The sequence below is a fragment of the Pseudomonas sp. JUb42 genome, assembly GCF_024807945.1.
Taxonomy (GTDB): domain Bacteria; phylum Pseudomonadota; class Gammaproteobacteria; order Pseudomonadales; family Pseudomonadaceae; genus Aquipseudomonas.
The window spans coordinates 657,471-679,931 of the sequence record NZ_JANUFD010000001.1 but is presented as its reverse complement, the minus strand read 5'-3'; the positions used below and the strand labels follow the sequence as shown (position 1 = coordinate 679,931).

At 60.6% G+C, this 22,461-nt stretch carries 17 protein-coding genes; 11 read left to right on the top strand and 6 right to left on the bottom strand.

What is annotated here, in order from left to right; translation table 11 throughout:
* Position 1: 1 nt before the first annotated feature.
* From M2401_RS03205 to M2401_RS03190, 4 genes are all read right to left on the bottom strand, one after another.
* The gene (locus tag M2401_RS03205) at positions 2-1,930 is read right to left on the bottom strand and encodes an S-type pyocin domain-containing protein (protein ID WP_259099495.1); all 1,929 of its coding nucleotides are present in this window, start codon (positions 1,928-1,930) and stop codon (positions 2-4) included.
* A gap of 389 nt (positions 1,931-2,319) precedes the next feature.
* Positions 2,320-3,300, bottom strand: a complete 981-nt coding sequence (locus tag M2401_RS03200; protein ID WP_259099493.1) for an ABC transporter substrate-binding protein — start codon at positions 3,298-3,300, stop codon at positions 2,320-2,322.
* 26 nt (positions 3,301-3,326) lie between these two features.
* Positions 3,327-4,151, bottom strand: a complete 825-nt coding sequence (locus tag M2401_RS03195; protein ID WP_259099489.1) for an ABC transporter ATP-binding protein — start codon at positions 4,149-4,151, stop codon at positions 3,327-3,329.
* A gap of 2 nt (positions 4,152-4,153) precedes the next feature.
* The gene (locus tag M2401_RS03190; RefSeq protein WP_259099487.1) at positions 4,154-5,014 is read right to left on the bottom strand and encodes an ABC transporter permease; all 861 of its coding nucleotides are present in this window, start codon (positions 5,012-5,014) and stop codon (positions 4,154-4,156) included.
* A 246-nt stretch (positions 5,015-5,260) separates the two neighbouring features.
* Here M2401_RS03190 and M2401_RS03185 point away from each other — a divergent pair, with 246 nt between their 5' ends.
* Complete coding sequence (locus tag M2401_RS03185) at positions 5,261-6,349, top strand: LLM class flavin-dependent oxidoreductase (RefSeq protein ID WP_259099485.1); 1,089 nt, start codon at positions 5,261-5,263, stop codon at positions 6,347-6,349.
* Between the two features lie 205 nt (positions 6,350-6,554).
* Here the strand turns inward: M2401_RS03185 and M2401_RS03180 are convergent, their stop codons facing one another.
* On the bottom strand, positions 6,555-7,460 hold the full coding sequence (locus M2401_RS03180; RefSeq protein WP_259099484.1) for a LysR family transcriptional regulator: 906 nt from the start codon (positions 7,458-7,460) through the stop codon (positions 6,555-6,557).
* Between the two features lie 233 nt (positions 7,461-7,693).
* Between M2401_RS03180 and M2401_RS03175 the strand changes: the two genes are divergently transcribed.
* The 10 genes from M2401_RS03175 to M2401_RS03130 all read left to right on the top strand — a co-directional run bounded on the left by M2401_RS03175 (position 7,694) and on the right by M2401_RS03130 (position 20,136).
* Positions 7,694-8,302, top strand: a complete 609-nt coding sequence (locus M2401_RS03175) for a cysteine dioxygenase (RefSeq protein WP_259099482.1) — start codon at positions 7,694-7,696, stop codon at positions 8,300-8,302.
* Complete coding sequence (locus M2401_RS03170; protein ID WP_259099481.1) at positions 8,299-9,882, top strand: rhodanese-related sulfurtransferase; 1,584 nt, start codon at positions 8,299-8,301, stop codon at positions 9,880-9,882. Before M2401_RS03175 ends, M2401_RS03170 begins: the two co-directional genes overlap by 4 nt.
* A gap of 112 nt (positions 9,883-9,994) precedes the next feature.
* Positions 9,995-10,876, top strand: a complete 882-nt coding sequence (locus M2401_RS03165; RefSeq protein ID WP_259099479.1) for a TauD/TfdA family dioxygenase — start codon at positions 9,995-9,997, stop codon at positions 10,874-10,876.
* A 141-nt stretch (positions 10,877-11,017) separates the two neighbouring features.
* Positions 11,018-13,489 carry a TonB-dependent siderophore receptor gene (locus M2401_RS03160; protein WP_259099477.1) on the top strand — a complete coding sequence of 824 codons (2,472 nt, stop codon included), beginning with the start codon at positions 11,018-11,020 and terminating at the stop codon, positions 13,487-13,489.
* 290 nt (positions 13,490-13,779) lie between these two features.
* On the top strand, positions 13,780-14,757 hold the full coding sequence (locus M2401_RS03155) for an ABC transporter substrate-binding protein (protein WP_259099475.1): 978 nt from the start codon (positions 13,780-13,782) through the stop codon (positions 14,755-14,757).
* Between the two features lie 43 nt (positions 14,758-14,800).
* Entirely contained in the window at positions 14,801-16,153 is a 1,353-nt protein-coding gene (locus M2401_RS03150) for an LLM class flavin-dependent oxidoreductase (RefSeq protein WP_259099473.1), read from the top strand.
* Positions 16,150-16,836, top strand: a complete 687-nt coding sequence (locus tag M2401_RS03145; protein WP_259099469.1) for a peroxiredoxin-like family protein — start codon at positions 16,150-16,152, stop codon at positions 16,834-16,836. Before M2401_RS03150 ends, M2401_RS03145 begins: the two co-directional genes overlap by 4 nt.
* A 192-nt stretch (positions 16,837-17,028) precedes the next feature.
* Positions 17,029-18,192, top strand: coding sequence for an acyl-CoA dehydrogenase family protein (locus tag M2401_RS03140; protein ID WP_259099466.1), 1,164 nt, complete (start codon positions 17,029-17,031; stop codon positions 18,190-18,192).
* Between the two features lie 279 nt (positions 18,193-18,471).
* Positions 18,472-19,287 (top strand): protein-glutamate O-methyltransferase CheR, encoded by an 816-nt coding sequence (locus M2401_RS03135; RefSeq protein ID WP_259099464.1) that lies wholly within the window; start codon positions 18,472-18,474, stop codon positions 19,285-19,287.
* Between the two features lie 186 nt (positions 19,288-19,473).
* Entirely contained in the window at positions 19,474-20,136 is a 663-nt protein-coding gene (locus M2401_RS03130) for a response regulator transcription factor (protein ID WP_259099463.1), read from the top strand.
* Positions 20,137-20,169: 33 nt separating this feature from the next.
* Here M2401_RS03130 and M2401_RS03125 read toward each other — a convergent pair whose 3' ends face one another.
* Complete coding sequence (locus M2401_RS03125) at positions 20,170-22,446, bottom strand: molybdopterin guanine dinucleotide-containing S/N-oxide reductase (RefSeq protein ID WP_259099462.1); 2,277 nt, start codon at positions 22,444-22,446, stop codon at positions 20,170-20,172.
* Between the last annotated feature and the right edge of the window lie 15 nt (positions 22,447-22,461).

The following is a 22,461-nucleotide window of genomic DNA, read 5'->3' as shown; positions in this document are numbered from 1 at the left end:
TTCAAGGTCGTTCTCCAGGCTTATGTGTATCAATATGTTGCTTGGGCGCCAACACAACAATATTATCCATATCGTAGACAGCCCCGCCGTTTTTAATCCAGTGTTGGTGATGAATTTCGAATTTAACTCGATTACCCACTTGATCAACCATTGGCGCAAAAGGAGCGTTACCCTTGCTCATTTCATCCAGATTATATCTGTCGAACTGCCTACTCAACTCTGGATCTCTAGCGACGGCACGCCAAATAGCCTCGCGCTGTCGATCAAACGTGCTAAATCTCTGCCCTCGCAACTGATCGGCGATTTGAGATGGAATAGCGGCGCCCTCCTTTGAAAGATTGTCGCCCAACCAGGTACCCGAAACTGGCTTCCCATAACCACTGGCAATACCCGGTGTATTCCGTGGAGTATTGAACAGTAAATAACTGTTCGGCAATCCAGAGCCAGGAGGAGAGATAAGAATATAGTCATCAAAACCCCGAACAACCTCCGGATAGACCTCCAGCTCCGGTACAACAGGTGATACGGATACCCCCGGATCCACTGGCAACTGCGGCGCCTGGGTCGGCGTACTGGTCGAGCTGTCCTGGGGTCTGGCAATCGGCGTCCAGACTAGAGCGGGCTCGGTTTCGCCATCACGAATGAATTCGTAAGTATTATTTTCAGCGTTCCAGGTAAACGACCTGACGCGGACCTTGCTACCGACCTCGACGCCGTCGGCAGCGACCCATTGCGCGACGCCGTCTTCTGCCAGGTGCAATCGATGGGGAACATTGACCGAGCCATTTCGGCTGGCGACAAACTCAAGATCCAGGCCATCCGTGAGATCGAGCTGGCTAAGCGGAACACCCAACACCGGCGGGGGTAATTCGCCGTTACCCAGCTTGGGCGAGTAAGCGGCCAGCATCAGCGGGCTGCGACTCAGCGCACGCGTTGCAGAACGCAGGAACTGCTGCCTGGCAATCTGTGAGGCCTGTCCCCAGACACTTCCCATTCCTGCCGTTGCCGGAGCGGCGGCAGGGGGTGCGATGACGGCCCAAAGACGCGAGGCATCCGCTGCCGGTCGTTGCGGCGGGATCGAAGAGATACCCTCTTCGGCCATCTTTTCGGCCAACTGCGCATGCTGTGCGGACAGCTCGGCAGACTGGCTTTCCAGTAGCGCTATCGCTTCGGCAAGCAGCTTCGCTTCATGGGCATGGGTCGCAGACTCCAGCCACGATTGATGCAGTTGCTGGGCAGTGTTGGAGTCGACGTTACTGCGCGCTTCAAGATGGTTTTTATACTGTTCCGCTGATTGCAGGACAGGCTCCCCGCCATTGAACGCCTGGACAATACTGTTGCTTTTTCGAAGTTCGTCTCGCTTGGAATTAACCAGATAATTGATATGCGCTTTTTGCCGGACAATGTGCGTCAGCCGCTCTTGACCGCTTACAGGTGTATTTAAGGGATCGACAGCAAGATTGATTTCAGACTGAATCGCACGAGACAAATCTGCAGACTTTTCTGCATAACGCTGTTCCAGCTCACTCTTTTGCGTTTGATAACTACGGGTCAGACTTTCGACCCGTTGCCCATGCCTGATAATCGCTTGTTCTCGTTCAGCCTGAGCGCGGGCTGCCGCTTCTGCACGAGCTTGAGCTTCAGCCCTTGCACGCGCCTCGGCATCCGCTCTGGCTTGTGCTTGTGCCTGTTCACGTGCAGCTTGTTCTGCTTGCTCTCTACGCCGGGCTTCATTCCTTTTACGTTGACGTTTGCGCTTTTTCTTCGATGACCCTCCAAAACCACCACTAAATCCGCCTCCGCTCGGGGTGATAGTCCAATTTTTGCTACCGCCGCCTCCGGGACGTCCTGTGGATGATGGTTTATCGGGACCAGGCGTAACAATGATCGGGGGAAGTTCAATCGGCCCTTTATTTCCATTACTGCTCATACATACCTCCTTTTTTGTATGCGAGGCAGCAATGTATCCAAGGTATTAAAACTATCTGATATATATAGTTACCCCATTGATAAAATAAAAAATCGCTGCCATTTAATGGACAGCGATCTTTTAAATATCGGGATATTTTTAATCATCCACAGATATGGACTACAACTCTTTCAGATGAAGATATAATCGGAGGCGCAAGCTAACTTGTTCGCGAATGAACGACGGGAGATTCAGATACACCGCAGTGAGGTCTTCGCGGCCAAGCCCGGCTCTAACGAAACCACGCAACCCTGTGGGAGCGTGGCTTGCCCGCGAAGAATATGACGCGGTGTATCAGATGCACCGCGTCGAATCATTCGCGGGCAAGCCCTCGCGCCCACAGATCGCGCTTATTTTGCAAACGCCTCCCTGTCCACCAACTTCGCCACATCCACCGCGTTGGGGAAGATTTTCTTTTCGACGAACAGGTCATCCACGCCTTGCAGTGCCTTGATATCCCGCTCTTCCACCGGCAGCAGTGCTTCCAGCCCCCAGCTATGCAGGCGTTGTGAAACCGGCAGAGGGATATCGTTGGTCTTGGCGAAGATTTTTGCGTATTCGTCGGGGTTGTTGCGGGCCCAGTCGAAGGCCTTGGCCATGCGTTGCAGGACGTCGTTGAGGGCCTGGCGGCGCAGGGCGTCGCTGAGGACGGCATCGGAGGCGGTGATGAAGGTCAGGCCGGTGTTGATGCCTTCGCCGCTGATCAGGACCCGCGCCCCGGCTTCTTCGGCGAAGGCCTGATAGATGCCGAAGGTCGCCCAGGCCTCGATCTTGCCCGCATTGAATGCCGACAGGGCGTCGGTAGGCAGAACGAAGCCGATCTTCACGTCATTCTCGTTGACCCCGGCATTGGCCAGGGCGCGTATCAGCAGGTATTGGGAAATGCTGCCCCGGGCCGAGGACACCACTACGTTGCGGCCCTTGAGGTCGGCGACGCTGTGGATCGGCGAATCCTTGGGCACCAGAATGGCGATGCTGCGCGACTGACTGCGCCGTACCGCGACGATCCGCAGTGGCGCGCCGCCCGTGGCCGCCGCCAATACCGGGGTGTCCCCCGCCGGCGCCAGGTCCACCGCTCCGGCGCGCAGGGCTTCGAACAGCGGCGCCGCACCCTGGAAGTTGGCCCATTCCACTTGATAGGGCAGGCCATCAAAGGCATGGGAGGCCTCGACTATGGTGCGCAGGCCCTTGGCCTGATCGCCGAGGATCAGCTTGACCCCGGACAGATTGGCGTTGGCGGCCGGTTTATCGCCTCCACCTCCGCAGCCAGTCAGGGAAAACAACACGGCAGACAGCAGAACGATGGAGCGAAAAACCGGGCGAAGCAGCATCAGGGCACATCCTTGGCAGAAAGTAATCAACGAGCGTTGGCAATCCGTCGCAGTGGTTGCGACGCGGGTTCTGTCTGTACTTCAGGCGTGATCGGTTCGACGCCATGGGCGGCGGCAGTCTGTACGCCGAGCAGGCCCAGCAGGCGCGAACGAATGGCCTGGAACCCGGCCTGGCCGCTGTCACGCTGGCGCGGCAGATCGATATGCACTTGATCGGCAATCCGGCCCTGGTCGAGAACGATGACCCGGTCAGCCAGCAGAATGGCTTCGTCGACATCGTGGGTTACCAACAGCACCGCCGGGGTGTGCTTGCGCCACAGATCGATAATCAGTTGATGCATGCGGATGCGGGTCAGGGCGTCGAGGGCGGCGAAGGGTTCGTCGAGCAACAGCAGTTTCGGTTCACGCACCAGGCCACGGGCCAGGGCCACGCGCTGGGCCTCGCCACCAGACAGGGTGGCCGGGAAAGCGTTGAGGCGATGGGCCAGGCCCACTTCGGTCAGCGCTTCCAGGGCACGCGCCTTGGCATTGCCGATGCGCAGGCCCAGCACCACGTTGCGCCAGGCACTTTTCCACGGCATCAGGCGCGGCTCCTGAAATACCGCCGCCCGAGCCAGAGGCACGCGCAATTGGCCGCTGTCGATGCTGTCCAGCCCGGCCAGGGCGCGCAGCAAGGTGGTCTTGCCGGAACCGCTGGCGCCCAGCAAGGCGACGAATTCGCCCGGTGCGATATCCAGATCGAGGCCGTCGATCACCCGTTGCGTGCCGAACTGGCGCACCACGTTGCGCAGTTGTACCGGCGCCGGCGTTGCAGGCAGTGATTCGGGGTGCAGAAGGTCAAGAGCAGCCATGTTCAATTCCTCACGAAAGTCGGGCGCCAGGCCAGGGCGAAACGCTCCAGCGTGCGAATGATGCCGTCGATCACCAGGCCCAGGACGCTGTAGATCAGCAGGCAGATAACAATGACGTCAGTGCGCATGAAGTCGCGGGCGTCACTGGCCAGGTAGCCGATGCCCGCAGTGGTGTTGATCTGTTCGACGAACACCAGGGCCAGCCAGGAAATCCCCAGGGAGTAGCGCAGGCCGACAAAAAATGAGGGCAACGAGCCCGGCAGGATGACGTGCCAGATCAGTTCGCGCCGGCCAAGCCCCAGGGTGTTGGCGGCCTCGATCAGCTTGGGGTCGATATTGCGGATACCGGCGAACAGATTGAGGTACACCGGGAAGGTGGTACCGATGACGATCAGCGCCACCTTGGTGAACTCGCCGATGCCGAACCAGAGAATGAACAGCGGCACCAAAGCCAGAGAGGGAATGGTGCGCAGCATCTGCAACGGTGAATCCAGAATCACCTCGCCCTTCTTCGACAGACCGCTGATCAGCGCCGCGACCACACCGATACTGACACCGATGCTCAGCCCCAGCAGCGCCCGTTGCAGGGACACCCACAGGTGTTTACCCAGTTCGCCGGAAATGATCATCGACCAAAGCGTGCCGCCAATCTGCGACGGGGCGGCGATCACGCGACTCGGCAGCAGACCGGTCTGGGAGGCCAGCTCCCAAAGCAGGAGCAGCACGAGGGGGCTGATCAACCGCACGATGAAATCCGGCGCGCGCCAGCTGCGTTGCCGGGCCGCGCGGGAGGCGGCGGACTGTTCGGTCTTGTTGACGGTGAGGAACGCCGACGAATCGGGATCGAGGGTGGTTTCAGACATGAAGACATCCTTTCTTGGCGGGCCGGGCTGCCCATGAATCCATCCTATTCATATAAAAAACCTCCGTGAAATTCTATTTAGGAATAACCTAATAGTTAATTTTGTTGATCATGCGCAATACATAAAATGCATATTTTTTATAATTAACTTAGACCTAAATAGAATTTCACAGCTTCGCGCGCAGGTCCTATGGTGCTGCCATACCGCGATGACGTACTGCATCGCAGCCACGCAAGGAGCCTTCTTATGAGCGTCGAATTCATCGGTTACATCGCCACCCAGCACAGCTCGGAAATTCACCCGCGCAGTGGCCCGACCGTGCAGCCGGAGTATGTCGAGAAAGTCGCCCGGGCCCATGAAGAGGCCGGTTTCGACCGTGCGCTGGTGGCCTATCACTCCAACAGCCCGGACAGCGCGTTCATTGCCGCCCATGCCGCCAGCGTCACCACGCGCCTGAAATTCCTCATCGCCCACCGCCCCGGTTTCATCTCACCGACGGTTGCCGCGCGACAATTCGCGACCCTGGATGTGTTCAATGGCGGGCGCACGGCGGTGCATATCATTACCGGTGGCGACGATCAGGAACTGAAGGCCGATGGCAGCTATATCGGCAAGGACGAGCGCTATGCCCGCAGCGATGAATACCTGAGCGTGCTGCGCCAGGAGTGGACCAGCGACAAGCCCTTTGATCATCAGGGCACCTACTACCAGTTCGAGGGCGCGCATTCGGCGGTGAAGTCGCCGCAGTTGCCGCATATCCCGCTGTATTTCGGCGGTTCGTCGGCTGCGGCGATTGCCGTGGCGGGCAAGCACGCTGATGTCTATGCGCTGTGGGGCGAGACCTACGAACAGGTGCGCGATATCGTCAAGCAAGTACGCGCCGAGGCTGCCAAGCACGGCCGCACGGTACGTTTCAGCCTGTCATTGCGGCCAATCCTCGCTGATACCGAAGAAGCCGCATGGGCCCGCGCGCAAAGCATTCTGGAGCGAGCCAAGGCTCTGGCAGAAAGCAACGGATTCGTGCGTCGTGAACCGCCGAACGAGGGTTCGCGCCGCCTGCTGGCCGCTGCCGCCCAGGGCTCACGCCTGGACAAACGTTTGTGGACCGCAATTGCCGGGCTGCTGGGCGCCCAGGGCAACTCCACCTCACTGGTCGGCACGCCGGAACAGGTCGCTGAAGCGCTGCTGGACTACTACGACCTGGGCATCACCACCTTCCTGATTCGCGGTTTCGACCCGCTGGAAGATGCCATCGACTATGGCCGCAAACTGATTCCGCTGACCCGGGAACTGGTGGCGCAGCGCGAGCGTGAGGCGAAAGAAAAAGTGGCCTGATATCGACGTCTTCGACGCAGCACCGTGGTGCAGCGAACATTTGGCATGGGCGCCAGAGAAAATCCTGTGGGAGCGAATTCATTCGCGAATAGGCCAGTACATCCGATACATTTCTATCGCCTGTAAGAGGGCTTTAGCGAATGAATTCACTCCCACAAAGCTCCAGTGAATGTGAAAGTTTTGCGTTGTTTTATAAGAGTGAAGCTTATGCCGCATCCCGCTCCTGCTTCAACGACTGCGCCACCAGACTGCCGAACGATGACACCGGCCCTTGCAGGTTGCCGAGGAAGCGTGGGTAGATCAGCCACAGGTCCATCACCGGCTTGAAATCCTTGACCGGCATCGCCGCCAGCAGATGGCGGTGGGCGCTGCGTTCCAGCAGTGGCCGAGGCACCAGGCCCAGCCCCATGCCGTCGGCCACCAGACCCAGTTGCAGCTCGGTGCCGAAGGTTTCCAGATTGACCTTCAAGGTCAGGCCCTGGTCGGACAAGGTCCGCTGCAGCCCTGCGCGAAAGCCGCAGCCATCGGGGTTAAGCACCCAGCCCTGGCTGTAGCAGTCAGCCAGTTTGACCGGCTTTTTCGGCAGCGCATCCTTGGCGCAGACCACTACCAATTCCATCTTGCCGATGGACTCACCGATGATGTTTTCCGGAAAGATCTTGCCCGCAGGAAACAGCGCCGCCGCCGCATCCAGCTCGCCATTTTCGATCTTGCCGATCAGATGACTGCCCCAGCCGGTGACCACCTGGGCGCGCAGGTCGGGGAACTGGCCGCGCAGGTATTTCAGAGCATCGAGCAGCACCACATCGCCGATGGTCTGGGGCACGCCAAGACGCAGCAGGCCGCTGGGCGGGGTATCGCTGGCCACCAGCTCACGCAGGGAATCCATCTCGCGCAGGATCGCCAGGCATTTCTGATACACCTGATGGCCCATGGGCGTGGGCTTGAGGGGCTTGGTATTGCGATCGAACAACTCGACCCCCAAGGCCTGCTCGAAATTCTGTACGCGACGGGTGATGGCTGGCTGCGTCAGGTCCAGGGACTCTGCCGCATGACTGATGGACTGGCAGCGAATCACCGCCACAAAGGCGTCGATATCATCGATTTTCATTCGGACCGCACATAAAAATATAAGGAAGACATAGGCAAAAAGCATAGTGAGATTTGCGTGATCTGAACAGCAGGATGCTGCAATTCAGTGCATCTTCCAGGCGGCTCTGCATTGAAACGGCGATAAAAGCGTTTTTCGTTATAACCTAATCATTAAAAAATAGCATATTAACGACGCAGATTATGTTTAGATCAGTCCATGCACTATCAGCACATGGACACGTAGGACTCGACATGACCCAAGCCCGACACCCGGAACGCCTGCGGGCCTTTATTGGCGCCCTGGCTGAATTGATCGACAGCAACCCCCGCGAAGGCGACCTGCTGCACCGCGGCGGCAAGCTGCTGGGGCAACTGGTCAGTTTTGATGACTGGCTGCCCGAAGAATTCGCCATTGCTGACCCGACCCGTTATCAACAATTTCTGCTCCACGCCGACTCGCGCCAGCGTTTCTCGGTGGTGAGTTTCGTCTGGGGGCCGGGGCAGTCGACGCCCATTCATGACCACCGGGTCTGGGGCCTGATCGGCATGTTGCGCGGCGCCGAATATTCCCAGGGCTTTGCCCGCCACGAGAACGGCCGCCTGGAGAAGGAAGGCCCGGCCATTCATCTGCTGCCCGGCCAGGTCGAGGCGCTGTCACCGCGCAGCAACGATGTGCACCAGGTCAGCAATGCCTTCGATGATCAGGTATCGATCAGCATCCATGTCTACGGCGCTAACATCGGTGCGGTACGCCGCGCGGTCTATCAGCCCGACGGCAGCGAGAAACTGTTTATTTCCGGCTATTCCAACGCCTTTCTCCCGAACATCTGGGACTTGTCCAAAGAGAGCCAAGCACAATGACGACACACGCAACCCGATCCTTCGCAGACATTCGCGCAGCCCTCTTGGCCAAGGCAGAAGTGGCTCTGGTCGATGTCCGCGAAGAAGCGCCTTTTGCCGAAGACCATCCGTTGTTCGCAGCCAATATCCCGCTGTCGAAACTGGAGCTGGAAGTGCTCTCGCGGATTCCGCGTAAGGACACCGCCATCACTGTCTATGATAATGGCGAAGGCCTCGCTCCCCTGGCCGTGCAACGCCTGCACGGGCTGGGCTACAGCGATGTGAAACTGCTCGAAGGCGGCCTGCAGGGCTGGCGCGAGGCCGGTGGTGAGCTATTTATCGACGTCAACGTGCCCAGTAAGGCCTTTGGCGAACTGGTCGAGCATCATCGTCATACGCCGTCCCTGGCCGCCGAGGAAGTGCTGGCCCTGATCGAATCCAAGGCCGATGTGGTGGTGCTCGATGCCCGCCGCTTCGACGAATACCAGACCATGAGCATTCCCACCGGGGTCAGCGTGCCCGGTGCCGAACTGGTGCTGCGCGCCCGTGAACTGGCGCCGGATCCCAAGACCCGTATCATCGTCAACTGCGCCGGGCGGACCCGCAGCATTATCGGCACCCAGTCCCTGGTCAACGCCGGGCTGCCCAACCCGATCAACGCCCTGCGCAACGGCACCATCGGCTGGCTACTGGCCGGTCAGACACTGGATTACGGCCAGGCGCGGCGCTTTGGCGAAGTCAGCGAAGACACCCGCCAGCGTGCCAGTGCCGATTCACGTCTGGTCGCCAACAAGGCCGGTGTGCAGCGCGCCAGCCATGCCGATCTGCAACGCTGGCAGGGCGAGGCCGCACGCACGACCTATCTGTTCGATGTGCGTACCCCGGAAGAATTCGCCAAGGGCCACCTGCCAGCCGCGCGCTCGACTCCTGGTGGCCAACTGGTGCAGGAAACCGATCACTACGCCAGCGTGCGTGGTGCCCGCATCGTGCTGGTGGATGACGACGGCGTACGGGCCAATATGTCGGCCTCGTGGCTGGCGCAACTGGGCTGGGAGGTGTTCGTGGTCGATGGCCTGCAAGCCCCCGACTTCAGCGAAACCGGCGACTGGAACGCACCGATTCCGACGCCGCCCCAGGTCGAGGAAATCAGCGCCCAGACCCTGGCCGACTGGCGCAGCCATGGCGGCGTCGCAGTACTGGATTTCACTACCAGCGCCAACTACGTCAAGCAACATATCCCCGGTGCCTGGTGGACCCTGCGTGCCCAGCTCAAGGATGCGCTGAACACCATCCCCAAGGCCGAGCGCTATGTACTGACCTGCGGCAGCAGCCGTCTGGCCCGTCTGGCCGTGGCCGAAGTGGAAGCCTTGACCGGCAAGCCGGTGTTCTTGCTCAAGGACGGCACGCCGAGCTGGATCAAGGCTGGCTTCGAAGTGGAGAGCGGCGAAAGCCATCTGGCTTCGCCACGCATCGACCGCTATCGCCGTCCGTATGAAGGCACCGACGCGCCACGGGAAGCCATGCAGGCCTACCTGGACTGGGAGTTCGGCCTGGTCGAACAACTGGGCCGCGACGGCACTCATGGTTTTAACGTGATCTGATCCTGGCTTCACCGGACGCGGACCGCAGGGTTCGCGTCCAGACAAACTTCCCTACCCGACCCCTCTCAAGGCGGAGGTTATTGATTAACAAAAACGAGAGGTTTCACCCACCATGTCCAACGTTCTCAATCTGCAAACCAACGCCCTGCAAGCCCCTGAACTCCAGGTCACCCGCCTGGAACCTACCATCGGCGCCGAAATCGCCGGCATCGACCTCAGCCAACCGCTAACTTCTGCCCTGCGTGATGAATTGCGCGCCCTGCTGCTCAAGCACAAGGTGCTGTTCTTCCGCGACCAGGACATCGACACCGAACAGCAGATCGCCTTTGCCAAACAATTCGGCGAGCTGTACGTGCACCCCACCACACAACAGAACGACACCAGCAAGCCCCAGGCGCATCTGATCCAGGCCGAAGACGCACGCAAGCTCTACGGCCCGCGCACCAGTGGTCGTTGGCACACCGACACCAGCTGGCTGCTGCAGCCGACCCTGGGCGCAGTCCTGCGTGCGGTAGACCTGCCGGAAGTCGGTGGCGATACCCTGTGGGCCGATGCCGGTGCCGTGTATCGCGATCTGCCGGAGGACCTGCGCGCGGAAATCGACGAGCTGTATGTGGTGCATGACTTCAAGAAATCCCTGGATCAGGTCGGCTACGACTACCCGATCCTCGCCCATCCATTGGTGCGCACCCATCCGGAAACCGGCGAAGACACCCTCTTCATCAACTTCTCCCAGAACCCTTCGGTGATCGGCTGGGAGCCGGAGCGCAGCAAGGCCCTGGTCGACCGGCTGTTGAAGGCGTTCAGCAAGCCGGAGCATCAGGTGCGCTTCAAGTGGCGCAAGAACTCCATCGCCTTCTGGGACAACCGCTCGACCCTGCACTACCCGGTCTACAACTACGGTGACTACCCCCGCGTCATGGAACGGGTGTTGATCGCCTATGACGATATTCCGCATCGGGTGAAAAAGCCGATCTCGTCCAGCAACGCCTGACAGGGGACCCATGTGGGACCGGCTTTAGCCGGGAAGACGTATTCCCGGCTAAAGCCGGTCCCACATTGATCACCCCACACCCCCGCATTCAAAAAATCAGAACCCATCGTTATCAACCTCCTTGAACAAGGACGTTACCCCATGCGTGCAAGAAAACTGCGCTACACCCCGGATTACATGGCGTGGGCGGCCGTCGGCCTGTTGGCGGGCAGTATTACGGTCCATGCCGCCGACAAGGACGAGCAGACCCTCAATACCGTAGTCGTCACCGGCAATCGCGGCGGTGCGCCGCGTACCGTGGCTGACAGCCCGTCGCCGATAGACGTGATCAGCGGTGAGCAATTGCAGGCCACCGGCAAGGTCGGCCTGAAGGAAGTGCTGTCACGCCTGCTGCCCTCGTTCAACCTGCCGGCCATCAACGGCGGCGGCACTTCATGGTCGGTGCGCGGCGTGACCATGCGCGGGCTGTCGGGGGATCAGGTGCTGGTGCTGGTCAACGGCAAGCGCCGCCACAATACCGCGCTGATCAACAACCTGGCGCGGGTCGGCACCGCTGCCGTGCCGGTCAACCTGGACCTGATCCCGGTGTCGGCCATCGACCATATCGAAGTGCTGCGCGACGGCGCGTCGGCGCAATATGGCTCGGATGCGATTGCCGGGGTGATCAATATCATCCTCAAGGAAAACGACAGCGGCGGCAGCGCCGAAACCAGTTTCGGCCGCTATGGCAGCGGCGACGGCGATACCATCCACCAGACCTTCAACTACGGCCTGCCCCTGGTCAACGACGGCTTCCTCAACCTGTCCCTGGACAGTAATGAACAGGAGCCTTTCGACCGTACCGGCAGCGCCACCGGCTCGCTTTATTCCTCGGCCGGGCGCCCGGACAGCCGCGACCAGACCACCGACCGTCATGGCTGGAACCCCAGCTACGGCCTGGGTCGGGAGAAGGTCACCAACGGCAGCTACAACCTGGAAATCCCCCTGCAGGATGACCTCAAGCTCTACTCCTTCTCGACCTTCAGCTACATGGAAACCACCAAGGTCACGGGCAACTATCGACCCAACGAAATCACTTCCCTGGCCGGTGACCCGAACACGCCCTACCCCGACGGTATCCACGCGCAGCGACGCAACCGCACCATAGATTTCCAGGTGGCAGGCGGCGTGAAGGGCGAGGTCGGCGGCTGGAACTACGATGCCAGTTCGACCTGGGGCGAAGACAATTCGACCCTTAACGCCAATAACACCCTCAACCCGTCCCTGGGACCGACCAGCCCGACCTCGTTCAACCTGGCCACGCAGATCTTCGATCAGGTGACCAACAACCTGGACTTCAACCGCAGCTTCGATATCGGCCTCAAGCATGCCCTGCAAACCTCCTTCGGCTTCGAGCACCGCTTCGAGCGCTATGAAATCGAGGCCGGGGATTACGCCAGCTACACACCCGGCAGCTATGTGCTGCCCAGCGGGCCGTTTGCCGGGACCACGCCGCTGCCGGGGCTGGCCTCCTATAACGGCACCAGCAAGGCCGACGCGGGCAGCATGAGCCGCAATAACGTCGCCAGTTACTTCGATCTGGGCCTGGACCTCACCGACAAGTGGTACGTCGGCGTCGCCGGCCGTTACGAGCACTACACCCAGGATATCGGCAGCACCTGGAGCGGCAAGTTCTCGACCCGCTACGAAATCCTGCCGGGCCTAGCCCTGCGCGGCACCATCAACAATGGCTTCCGTGCACCCTCTCTGGCCCAGACCATTTATGCCTCATCGACCTTTACCTCGGCGGGGGTGGTCAACGGTCAGCAACTGTCGGTACCGGTCAAGGTGCTGCCGGTTGACAGCGCCGAAGCCAAGGCGCTGGGTGCGGAAAAACTCAAGCCGGAGAAGTCGCTGAACTACAGCTTCGGCCTGACCTTCGAGCCCTTGGATAACTACCGCCTGACCACCGACTTCTACCAGATCGGCATTCGCGACCGCATCGTCTCCACCAGCCTGCTGGGCGGCCCGGCGATCTCCCAGGTACTGGCCGCCAACGGCCTGCCGCCGTCGCTCTACGCCCAGTACTACACCAATGCCGTGGACACCCGCACCCGCGGTCTCGATGTGGTCAACGAGTATCACCAGCAGCTCGGCGAATGGGGCCAAGTGCGCTGGAGCGCCGCCTATAACTGGAACCAGACCAAGATCGAGAAGTTGCAGGACAACCCATCGGCCCTGGCCGGGCTCGGCTCGCAATACCAGCTGTTCGATCGCCGCCTGCAAAAAGACCTGACCGTGGCCACGCCGCAGTCAAAACTGATCCTGGCCTCGAACTGGAAGCTCGGCGACTTCGATACCAACCTGGCCGTGACCCGTTTCGGCAGCTATATCGAAGGCGACAACAACCCGGTCAACGACCGCAAGTACTCGGCCAAATGGATCACTGACCTGGATGTGGCCTACAAGCTCAGCAAGCAACTGACCGTAGCCCTGGGCGGCAATAACCTGTTCAACGTCTACCCGGACAAGAAAGGTATCCAGGACTGGAGCGGCGCCTATAAATATGGACAGTTCTCGCCGTTCGGGCTGGGCGGGTCGTATTACTACACGCGGTTGGCGTATGCGTTTTAAGCGTTGAAAGCCGAATGTGTGGGAGCGGATTCATCCGCGAAGGCTTCGTTGAAGGCGATCAAGACGCATAGAATGTACTGGCCTCTTCGCGGAAGAATCCGCTCCCACAATGCAAAGTAAATACATAATATTTATATTAAACATCTACAAAATCACAAAAACACATCATTAGCTTATAACCAAAAGATACTTCACAAGCCTTTCTTATAGGAATACTTTCAAACCCAGACCGACCCCTTCTCCAGGCGGAGGCCGCCAGCACCCCTCTTATCGCCTGGAGATACACCCTTATGTCGCGCCTTTTTTCTCTCAAACACCTGTTGCTGGGCAGCCTGCTCGGCCTGAGCCTCAGCCAGGCGGTCCAGGCGGCCGATCTGCAACCGCTGCTGGTGGCCAACCAGAAGCAGAGCATCAAGGTGCTGCTGCAAGTCTCCGGCGAGCTGAAGAACGTTCCTTACGAGATTCAATTTTCCGAATTCCCCGCTGCCGCGCCTCTGGGCGAAGCCTTGAATGCCGGGGCCGTGGATGTCGGGGGCCTGGGTGATGCGCCCTATGTGTTTGCCTACGGTGCTGGAGCGCCGTTGAAAGTCGTCAGCATCGTGCACATGGAAGGCCGTTTTACCACGGCAGTGCTGGTGCCCAAGGACTCGCCGGTCCAGACTCTGGCTGATCTCAAGGGCAAGCGCATCGTCACCGGCCGTGGCTCCATCGGCCACTTCCTGGCGATCAAGGCCTTGCGCAGCGCCGGCCTGCAGACCAGCGACGTCAAGTTCGTCTACCTGCTGCCCAGCGAATCGCGCCTGTTGCTGGACAACGGCGATGCCGACGCCTGGGCGACCTGGGACCCTTACACCACCATCGCCATTACCCAGAGCCAGGCTCGGGTCATAGCCAGCGGCAACGAACTGCTGACCAACAACCTCTATTTCGCCGCCACCAGCAAAGCCATCGAAACCAAGCGCGTGCAACTCGATGACTTCGTCGCCCGGGTCGAGCGCGCCTACAACTGGGCCAATACCCACCCCGAGCAATACGCCGCCGCCCAGGCCCAGGTCACCGGCCTGCCAGTGGACGTGCACGTCGCCATCGACAAAGCCACGCACATGCAGCGCGTGGATATCGACGACACGATCATCAAGGGTCTGCAAGAGACTGCGGACATCTACCAGCAGGAAGGCATCGTCACGAAAAAGATCGACGTCTCTCAAGGCTTCGACAAGAGCTTCAACGCCTCGCGTGCCCGGGTTGCCCAGGCAACCGCTCAATAAACCCACCGTCAGTGAATGACCTACAAGATTCAGGAGCACGATCATGAGTAAGCAACGTCAATTGAAACTGGGCGCCATGGTTCATGGTGTCGGGCACGGTTGGGGCGAATGGCGTCACCCTGACGCCCTGGCCGATGCCAGCGTCAATTTCAACTTCTACAAGCAGCAGGCACGCCTGGCCGAAGCGGCCAAGTTCGACTTCGTGTTCATCGCCGACAGCCTGCATATCCACGAAAAATCCAGCCCGCACTACCTCAATCGCTTCGAGCCGCTGACCATTCTCTCGGCCCTGGCCGCAACCACCGACAAAATCGGCTTGGTGGCCACCGTGACTGTCAGCTACACCGAGCCGTTCCAGGTCGCCCGCCAGTTTGCCTCCCTGGACCATATCAGCGGCGGTCGCGCCGGCTGGAACGTGGTGACGTCCTGGCTCAGCGGCACCGCCGACAATTTCGGCAAGGCCGAGCATCCGCCCCATCCCGTGCGCTACCGCATCGCCAAGGAGCATGTCAGTGTGGTCAAGGGCCTGTGGGATTCCTGGGAAGACGACGCCTTCGCCCGCAACAAACAGACCGGCGAATTCTTCACCCCCGGCAAGCTGCATGCACTGAACCACAAGGGTGAGTTCTTCTCGGTCAAGGGACCACTGAATATCTCCCGCTCCAAGCAAGGCCAGCCGCTGATATTCCAGGCCGGCACCTCCGAGGACGGACGCAACTTCGCCGCTGAATATTCGGACGCCATCTTCGTCCACGCCGAATCCCTGGAAGAGGCACAGGCCTATTACGCCGACCTGAAAAAACGTGCCAAGGGCTTTGGCCGTGACCCGCAGGACCTGTCGATTCTGCCGGGTATCCGCCCTATCGTCGGGCGTGACGAAGCAGAGGTGGAAAGCCGCTATCAGCAGGCCGTGGAACTGGTCAGCATCGAAGACGCCATCGTCGCCCTGGGTCGCCCGTTCAATGATCACGATTTCAGTAAATATCCACTGGATGAGCCCTTCCCGGACCTCGGCGACCTGGGCTCCAACAGCCAGCGCGGCGGTTCCGACCGCATCAAGCAACTGGCGAAAGAGAACGGTCTGAGCCTGCGCGAAGTGGCCCTGCATTTCTCCCGGCCCAAGCGCGACTTCGTCGGCACCCCGGAACAGGTCGCCGATGCCATCCAGACCTGGTTCGAACAGGGTGCGGCGGATGGTTTCATCATCAACTCACTGCTGCCGGACGGCCTGCAATTCTTCACCGAGCAAGTGGTCCCGTTGCTGCAAAAGCGCGGCCTGTTCCGCAGCGAATACGCCGGTGCAACCCTGCGCGAACATTTCGGCCTCGAAGTGCCGGTCAACCGCTACGCCCAAAAGCACGAAGCTGTCGAACAGGCCGAGGAGGCACTGGCATGAGTGAGTCGCTCAATAAACTGCTGGCTGATCTGCACGCCGACCGGGTTGCCAACTGGGCGCCGCAAGCGCTCAAGGTCAATATCGATCAGCGCCAGCATCTGGTCGATACCGCCGATCCCGCGCAGTGGATCAAGACCGGCGATGTTCTGGATACCTTCGAATTGCTCAAGGTCGAGGGCGGCACCCTGACGCGCGAACAGCTCACGGCCAATGGCCCGGCGGTGCTGGTGTTCTTCAGGTTTGCCGGCTGCCCGGCGTGCAATATCGCCCTGCCGTATTACCAGCGTCGCCTGTTCCCGACCCTCAAGGCCTGGGGCGTGCCGCTGGTAGCGATCAGCCCGCAGGTGCCTGAGAAGCTGATCGAGATCAAGCTGCGCCACTCTCTGGAATTGCAGGTCGCCAGCGACCGCGACAACCAACTGGGACGGCGCCTGGGAATTCTCTACAGCTTCGACGAAGCCTCGCGCCAGGCGGCTCTGAGCCGTGGTGGCGGCGGCATCGGCGAAGTGACCGGCACCGGCACCTGGGAACTGCCGCAACCGACGCTGCTGGTACTGGATCGCGATGGCCGCGTGGCCTTTGTCGAAGTCAGCCCGGACTGGCTGGTACGGACCGAGGCGGATGGTGTGTTGCGGGTGGTTGAGCAGCTGCTGGCCGATTCTGCGCCTGCTGTGGCGGTCTGAGGTTGCAAGGCCTGCTCCGGAAACCGGGACAGGCCCGATTCATTGTGGGAGCGAATTCATTCGCGAAAGCGGTGTTGCCGGCGATAGAAATGTGTCGTCTGTAAGGTCCCTATTCGCGAATGAATTCGCTCCCACGGAATTCGCTCCCACGCGCCACTTTCTGATTCATGTAATTCCCAAGGACCTCATCCAATGAGCCTCTCCACCCTACGCCACATCGACACCGAACCGGAATCCGCAGAGGCCTTCAGCGCCCGCCTGGCCACTCTCAGTGCGACCCTGGCCGAAAGCGCCGAACGCTATGACGTCAGCGGCGAATTCCCCTACGACAATTTCCGCCTGCTGCATGAACACGGCCTGCTCGGCCTGACCGTCCCGCAGAGCCTGGGCGGTGGCGCGGCGGATCTCGGCCGGGCGCAACAGGTGATCCGCGCGGTCGCCCGGGGCGAGCCGTCCACGGCGCTGATTCTGGTCATGCAATACATCCATCACGTACGCCTGCAGGACAGCAAGAGCTGGCCCCAGGACCTGCGCCTGCAAGTCGCCCGTGAGGCCGTACGCGATGGTGCCCTGATCAATTCCCTGCGGGTCGAGCCGGACCTGGGCACACCGGCCCGCGGCGGCCTGCCCGGCACCATCGCCCGGCGCACACCTGAAGGCTGGCGCATCAGCGGCAGCAAGATCTACTCCACCGGCAGCCATGGCCTGACCTGGTTCGCCGTATGGGCGCGCAGCGACGATGCCGACCCGCTGGTCGGTGCCTGGCTGGTGCACAAGGACAGCCCCGGCGTAAGCATCGTCGAAGACTGGGACCACCTGGGCATGCGCGCCACTTGCAGCCATGAAGTGGTGTTCGACGACGTGTTGGTGCCCCTTGAACACGCGGTCAGCGTCAGCCCGTGGAGTGCGCCACAGGCCGAGCTGGACCCGGCGGGCATGCTGTGGATGTCGGTGCTGCTGTCGTCGGTCTATGACGGCGTCGCCCGCTCGGCACGGGACTGGCTGGTGCAGTTCCTGCAAAACCGCAAGCCTTCCAACCTCGGCGCGGCGCTCTCGACTCTGCCGCGCTTCCAGGAGGTGGTCGGTGAGATCGATACCCTGCTGTTTGCCAACGACACCTTGCTGCAATCGGCGGTTCAGGGCCTGACCCCACCGGCCCACGCCGCACAGGTCAAATACCTGGTGACCCTCAACGCGATCCGCACCGTGGAACTGGCCGTCGAAGCCGCTGGCAACCCCGGCCTGTCACGCAGCAACCCACTGCAACGGCATTACCGCAACGTGCTGTGTGCACGCATTCACACGCCGCAGAATGATGTGGTGCTGTTGTCTGTGGGCAAGGCAGCGCTGAATTGAAATGAGATTCCGTAGGACCGGCTTTAGCCGGGAGGACACCCTCGCGGCTAAAGCCGGTCCTACTGATCGGTATTTACAGCACGGCAACACCGGGTCAGATGCCAGCGTACAATCCTCCACAATTACTTCCCAGGCGATAACCCCCGTGGCTTAGGGGTTATCCCGATATTGATATCAAAAAGCTATCGCTATCATCCGGCGATCTTGGACAACGGATCGATGCGGGATGCAGAGTTATCGTGTAATCAGCGTTGGCATCATTGCAGCCGGGAGGCGCTGATGCCCGATGCCCTGAAGATGATGCCGATACTGGATGACCACGCCTTCCAGCGCTTGCAGACATTGCTGATCAGCATCAGCGGGATCCTCCTGACCGCCAACAAACGCAAGCTGGTAGCCAGCCGTCTGGGCAAGCGTGTGCGGCATTTTCGCTGCGCCAGCTTCAGCCAGTACCTGGACCTGCTCGAAGACCCGGCGCATTTCGACGAACAGCGTCTGGTGCTGGATCTGCTGACTACCCACGAAACCTATTTCTTGCGCGAGCACACCCATTTCGATTTCCTCGGCTGCTGGCTGCAACATCAGCAGCGGCCCTTAAGGGTCTGGAGTGGGGCCTGTTCATCCGGCGAAGAAGCCTACAGCCTGGCCATGGTGCTCGGCAGCCACGCGCGCCATCACGACTGGTCGATCCTGGCCAGCGACCTCAGCTACACCCTGCTGGCGAAAGCGCGCGCGGCCATCTACGACATGACCCAGGCCAAATACCTGCCCGAGGACTGGTTGCAGCGCTACTGCCAGAGCGTTTTCGTGGACGGCAACCTGTGCCTGCGCATTTGCGATGAGCTGCGGGCGCGGGTGCAGTTTCGCCAATTAAATCTGAGCCAGCCGCTGGATATCGACTTCGAGCAATTCGACGTGGTGTTCCTGCGTAACGTCCTGACCTATTTCAGCCAGGAAGAAAAGCCGCGCATTGCCCGGCGAATCGTCGACCAGATGCATCCGGGCGCGCTGTTGTTCATCGGCCACGCAGAAAACATTTATGACCTGAATCTGCCCGTACGCCTGACCCACCCGTCAGTGTACGAACGCCTGTGATCAGCGCCACCCGATCCCGGTCACTCAAGGCCTTCTAATCCCACCAGGCGCGATTTCGCTGCCGGTCCGGGACAGCCACTCAGGCGCCCCCCGCATCACCGGGACAGCTCGCCTCCAGGGAAAACAAAAAAACCTGGCTGCCCTTAACGGCGGCTACTCCCTCCCCTGCGATACGGATCTGTACTTATGCTTTGCCGAATATTGCTCGCCGATGACTACCCCTTGTTTCGGGCCGGGCTGCGAGCGCTTCTGGAAAACCGCAATGGCTACGAGATTGTCGGAGAGGCAGACGATGGCCATAGCGCCATCGAACTGGCTTCACGGCTCTTGCCGGATATCGTCCTGCTGGATATGTCTCTTGAGCGCAGTTCAAGCGTAACGGCGCTCAAGGAGCTATCGATCCATGCCCCCGACAGCAAGGTACTGATGCTGTCGACCCACACCGACGCGGGCTTCGTCATGAAATGCCTGAAGCTGGGCGCCCACGGCTACCTGCTCAAAAACGCCACGGTGCCGGAACTGGACATGGCCCTGCAGGCGCTGCGCGGCGGCGGGCAATACCTGTCACCGGCAGTGATCCCTCTGGTGGTCAGCCAGGCCGTGCGCAAAAGCGTGCCGCTGCCCGCGAGCACCGACGGCAGCCCCGGCACCCTCACCGAACGGCAGATAGAAATCCTGCGCCTGATCGCCAGGGGCGAGTCGACCCGTTCCATTGCCACCGGCCTGGGCCTGAGCGTCAAGACTGTGGAAGCCCATCGCTCCCAGGTCATGCATCGTCTGCGCATCTACGACATTGCCGGGCTGGTGCTGTTTGCCGTACGCGAGGGCATCATCCAGGTCAATGACTGACCCGGATGATGCCCTGGGCCAGGGATGGCCGACTTACCGCTGCTGCAATACCGGCGGCTCAAAAGCACTGATCGGCGGCAGTGCCTCATGCCATTTGACGATCTCCACCGTCGCGGTCTGGGCGCTGCATCCCTGGGAGAGCAATGACGCGCCAATATCCGCCGTGACCATATTGGGATTGCCGTGCTTGTCCAGGCTGCCGCTTTGCCCTGCCACCAACGGGTCGAACCAGGCGCCAGTGGCGATCTGCACGACGCCGGGACGAATGTTCTCCGAGACAATGACGCCGGCGAGAAAGGCGCCACGATCATTGAAAACCTTGACCACATCGCCATCAACGACCCCTCGTGCCTGGGCATCGAGGGGATTAAGGGTCAGGGGCTCACGCTGCTGGATTTTCGATGCGCGACTATACGAGCCGTGATCGTATTGACTGTGCAGGCGGGTTTTCGGCTGATTCGACAGCAGGTGCAGTGGCGCTTCAGGCGAAGGCTTGTCGAGCCATACCGGATGGCCAGGGCAATCGGCATAGCCAAAACCGGCGATGCGCTCGGAAAATATCTCGATGCGCCCCGATGGAGTCGGCAGCGGATGGGCGTGCGGGTCATCACGAAAAGCCTTGAGCAGGATGGTATCGGTCTGCGGATAGGCGATCTCGAACAAGCCATCGCGCCAGAACTGATCGTAGTCCGGCAACTCGACGCCGAAATCTTCGGCACGGCCTCGGGACTCTTCATAGATGGCTCGCAGCCAGGCCTCGGCATCGCGGCCCTCGGTGAAGCTTTCGGCAAAATCCAGACGTGTCGCGAGATCGGCAAAGATCGAATAATCGTCACGGGACTCGCCCACGGGCGCGATGGCCTGCTGCATGGCGATCATGAAGCGGTCCGAGGCAGAACTGCCGATATCGTTGCGCTCCAGTGCCGTGGTCGCGGGCAGGACGATATCGGCGTGTTTGGCCTGGGCGGTCCAGTATTGCTCGTGGACGATGATGGTTTGCGGGCGTTGCCAGGCGCTCAATAGACGGTTGAGGTCCTGATGATGGTGAAAGATATTGCCGCCCGCCCAGTACACCAGACGGATGTCCGGATAGTGACGACGCTGGCCGTTGTAATCGAAAGGCGCGCCAGGGTTGAGCAGCATGTCGGTGACCCGCGCCACCGGGATGAAATCCTTGACCGGGTTGCTGCCTTGGGAAAAGCGCGGCCCGGAAAACGCCTTGCGCCCACTGCCAGTATTGTTCATGCAGCCATAGCCCAGACCGAAACCGCCGCCGGGCAAGCCGATCTGACCCAAGAGTGCGGCCAGGGTCACGGTCATCCAGAACGGTTGCTCGCCATGTATCGAGCGTTGCAATGAATAGGCGATATTGATCATGGTGCGTTTGCTGGCCATACGGCGGGCCAGTTCGACAATCTGCGCAGCAGGGATATCGGTCAGGGCCTCGGCCCATTGCGGGGTCTTGGCCTGACCATCGCTCTGCCCGAGCAGGTAATCGCGAAAGCGTTCATAGCCGACGGTGTAGCGCTGAACGAACGCCTCATTGTGCAGGCCTTCGCTGATGAGCACGTAGGACAGCGCCATCATCAGAGCCGTGTCACTGCCCGGTCGTACCGGCAGCCATTGGTTCTGCTTCGGCCCGATCAGGTCATCGCGCAACGGGCTGATATTGACGAACTGCACCCCGGCCTCGGACATGCTGTCCAGGGCGTTGCTCAGCAGGTGTTCACTGGCGCCGCCGGGGCTGGTCTGGGCGTTCTTGGCCGGCAGGCCGCCGAAGGCGACGAACAGCTCGCAGTGTTCGGCCAGGTTTTTCCAGGAAGTATGGGCGGCCAACAGCCAGTCCATATTGCCGACAATATGCGGCATCAGCACGCGCCCGGCGCCTAGGCTATAGCTGTCGGTGCTGTAGACATAGCCGCCAAAACCGTTGAGAAAACGATGCAGCTGGCTCTGGGCATGATGAAAGCGCCCGGCGCTGCCCCAACCGTAGCTGCCGCCGAAAATCGCCTGGTTGCCATGTTGCGCCTTGACCCGGCGCAGCTCGCCGGCGACCAGGTCCAGGGCGACGTCCCAGGACACTTCGACAAACGGCTCCTGACCGCGCAGCTGCGGGCTACCGCCCTGCTGTTCGAGGAAACTGCGGCGCACCGCCGGGCGCATGACCCGGGTCGGCGAGGTGATCGCCTCGGCGACCGAATCACCAATGGGCGAAGGGTCCGAATCCCACTCGACCGGCTTGAGGGCCTGCAACTTGCCATCGACCACCTGCGGGCGATAAGCGCCCCAGTGCAATGAAGTGAACGTCATTGGAACAGCTCCGAC